2 protein-coding genes are annotated in these 3,597 nt (G+C 45.5%); both read left to right on the top strand.

The window, feature by feature from the left end; all coding sequences use genetic code 11:
* A partial coding sequence (locus U9Q77_10945; protein MEA3287873.1) for a transposase occupies positions 1-257 on the top strand: 257 nt, incomplete at its 5' end.
* Positions 258-274: 17 nt separating this feature from the next.
* Positions 275-3,127, top strand: a complete 2,853-nt coding sequence (locus tag U9Q77_10950) for an FAD-binding and (Fe-S)-binding domain-containing protein (GenBank protein MEA3287874.1) — start codon at positions 275-277, stop codon at positions 3,125-3,127.
* The last annotated feature ends 470 nt before the right edge of the window (positions 3,128-3,597 follow it).

A 3,597-nucleotide genomic window follows, 5' to 3' on the forward strand; every position in this document is an offset into this window, starting at 1 on the left:
AACAACCACCGTCACAAAAACAACCCAATATTGGCAAAAACAGATTTCAAAATCAGGGTCAAAATAGCATTTCGTCAATTGTAGGTTCTTACAAATCGGTTGTTACCCAAAATGCCCGAAAAATTGAATCGGATTTTGGCTGGCAATCACGATTTTATGATCATTTGGTGAAAAATGACAGATCATTAAAACGAATCAAAAAATACATTGTTAATAATCCCAGAAAATGGGAAAAGGATAGATTTAAACGGTATTAGATAATGAAGAGGGAACCATGTCAATTATTGAAGATCTAAAACAGATTCTACCAGAAGATCGTATCAAGGGTCGTTTGATCGACCGACATAGTTATGCCAGGGATGCCAGTTTTTATCGGCTGATACCGGAAGTGGTGGTGCAGCCTGTAAATGAGCAGGAGATCATCGATCTATTTGCCTATTCGCAACGTGTTAAGTTACCACTGGTCTTCCGGGCTGCTGGAACCTCCCTTTCAGGGCAATCCATCACCGATGGCATTTTGGTGGAAGTCAGCCGAAAATGGCAGGAATTCTTTTTTGATAAGGAACGAGGCACAATTCAGTTGGAACCTGGACTCATAGGATCTCAGGTGAATCGGCGATTAGCGCTTTATGGTCAGAAGATCGGACCTGATCCGGCTTCACTTGATGCTGCCATGATTGGAGGCATCATTGCCAACAATGCCAGTGGTATGTGCTGCGGGGTCAAGGACAATGCCTATCATACCATGGATTCCGTAAGATTTATTTTACCAAACGGCCAAACCTATGATACCATTGATAAAGATTCTGATGCTCAATTGTTGGCTCAATCTCCAAGTATTCATGCAGGGCTGCTCAAACTGAAGGAGCGCATTCAAAACGACAAGCGACTCCATGAGAGAATTCGGGACAAATACACGAGAAAAAACACCCAGGGCTATTCGCTGAATGCATTGATCGATTATGAAAAACCAATTGATATTTTAAGTCATCTGCTGGTAGGCTCTGAGGGAACCCTGGGCTTTATTTCAAAAGTGCGTTTAAAAACGCTACCGGATGATCCCCATAAATCAACTGCTTTGCTCTTTTTTAAGGATATTCGATCAGCCACTGAAACTGTTATTCCTCTCCAGAAAGCTGGGGCCGAAGCTTTGGAACTCATGGATCGAGCAGCACTTCGGTCTATCGAAAATGAAACAGGAATGCCGAAAGAGATTAAAACGCTTCCAGAGCTTGCAGCTGCCATCCTGTGTGAGTTTCAAGCGCCGACTCCTGAAGAACTCAAAGAAAAAGTAAAGGCAGGACTTAAAGCCCTTAAAAAGGCCAAGCTCGTTCATTCTGCTTTGTTTACGGAAGATGAGACAACCCGCTTGCTTTACTGGAAGATCCGGAAAGGCTTATTCCCTGCCGTCGGTGCTGTTCGTAAATCAGGGACCACTGTGATCATTGAGGATGTGTGCTTTCGACTGAAAAATCTGGCTGATGCTACCCTTAATCTGCAGGAGCTGTTTAAAAAGCATGGCTATGACGATGCCATCATCTTTGGTCACGCTAAAGATGGCAATTTGCACTTTGTCATATCACAGGCCTTTGGCGATGCTGCTGGTTTAAAACAGTATGAACGTTTCATCAAAGACGTGGTCGAAATGACCGTCGGTAAATACGATGGAGCCTTAAAAGCTGAGCATGGAACTGGCCGAAATATGGCTCCTTTCCTGGAGACCGAATGGGGTCCGGTTGCGGTTGAGGTCATGCGGGAGCTGAAAGCTTTGATCGATCCAGATCTGCTGCTTAACCCTGGAGTGATCATTAATGATGATCCGGAGATTTATCTCAAGAACATCAAACCGACACCCACTATCGAAGCTGTGGTAGACAAGTGTATTGAATGTGGGTTTTGCGAAACCTGGTGTCCTTCCCAGGATTTGACCATGACTCCCCGCCGGCGCATCGCCACGTGGCGGGAGATTCAAATGCTGGAACAGGGTGATTTTACCGAACGGGAAACGGCCCAGGTTCTGCTCAAAGATTACGCCTATGAAGGTGCTGATACTTGTGCTGTGGATGGATTGTGTGCTGTCGGTTGTCCGGTAAATATTGATACAGGTGACCTGACCCGCCATTTTCGTCATCAGTATAATGGTCTCGTCGGTCGCCGAATTGCCTGGTGGACGGTCCGTTACTTCAGTTTTGTAGTTGAAATGATCCGTCTGGGGCTCAATGTGGCAACACCGCTGGTGCGTTTCCTGGGAAGTGAGCGGATAGCTGCTCTCTCCATGAGAATTTATCGTTGGAGTGGTGGTCGTATTCCGGTCTGGCATAGGTATATGCCTACTGGTGGCAAGGGTCTGCCCCTGATCAAGATCAAGAACCGGGATGAAAAAGAGGAGGTGGTCTATTTTGTCTCCTGTTTGAATCGCGGTATGAATAAGACCCCGGGGGAGACCAATACGCTCAGTACAGCTGCAGCCTTTATCGACCTGCTTCAAGAGGCTGGAATTCACCCCATTTATCCTGCACATCTGGAAGAACTGTGCTGTGGAACACCGTATTCATCAAAGGGTTTTACCAAAGCTTATAAACTTATGGCGGAAAACACCACTCGTTCACTCTGGAAAACCTCCAGAGAAGGGACTTTGTCAATTGTGGTGGATACGTCTCCCTGCACCTATAAGATGCAGCACTACGACAGTATTTTGGAGGGCGATTATCTGGAACAGTGGAAATCTCTGAAGATCATTGATATCATTGAATATTTAAATGATACGCTGATTCCGCGTCTGGAGTTCAAGGAACAGATTGATAAGATTGTTTTACATCCGACTTGCTCAACTCGTAAGATGGGGTTGGAGGATAAAATGCATTCAGTGGCCTGTGCATGTGCCCAGGAGGCGATTATTCCGGAAGATGTTGGTTGCTGTGGTTTTGCCGGTGATCGGGGTTTTTTAGTTCCTGAGCTTACTGAAAGTGCCACCAGGCGTGAAGCAGCAGAAGTCAAATCCATGGAAGGTGTACACGGTCATTATTCCACCTCAAGAACTTGTGAAATGGGTATGGCCAATGCCACCGATGAGACCTATTCTTCTCTCGTACAGCTGGTACATAAGGCGGTATTCGGGAAAGGATAATTTCAATCTGTGTGTTCCAGATGCTGTTATTAAACCGACCCATGTTATCCGTAAGTATATTTTAAATGCCACAAAGTCACTAAGACACCAAGTTTCACAAATTTTCTTAGGGGTTCTTGGGGCTATTGTGTCTTCGTGGCAAAAGAACTTACACTGCGGCGAGATGCTGACTCCTAATGCATACGGCTATCTCAGGCCAGTTTAATAAGGTATCGTTATCGTCCGTAAGAGTGGAGACGGGTGGCAAACCATCTGCCCTTCGAATTCAACAACTAAAAAGAGAGATTGCCACACTCATTTCATTCGTTCGCAAAGACACATAATGCATATTTGGAAGTGAATATGGTGTGCGCCAAGCAAAGCTGGTGCTTTCAAGCTGGACAATCCAGCCCAGACAAAGGCTAGCCCCCAGTCTGGAACAGAGCTACACATATTAGGAGGTAACAAATAGTATGAAGCTGTAGTAATGG

Source organism: Candidatus Neomarinimicrobiota bacterium (assembly GCA_034716895.1).
In the GTDB taxonomy this organism is placed as follows: domain Bacteria; phylum Fidelibacterota; class UBA8477; order UBA8477; family JABMPR01; genus JABMPR01.

Excerpts from the sequence above, each read along its gene's own strand:
- U9Q77_10950 (MEA3287874.1), top strand. The coding sequence starts at position 275 with ATGTCAATTATTGAAGATCTAAAACAGATTCTACCAGAAGATCGTATC.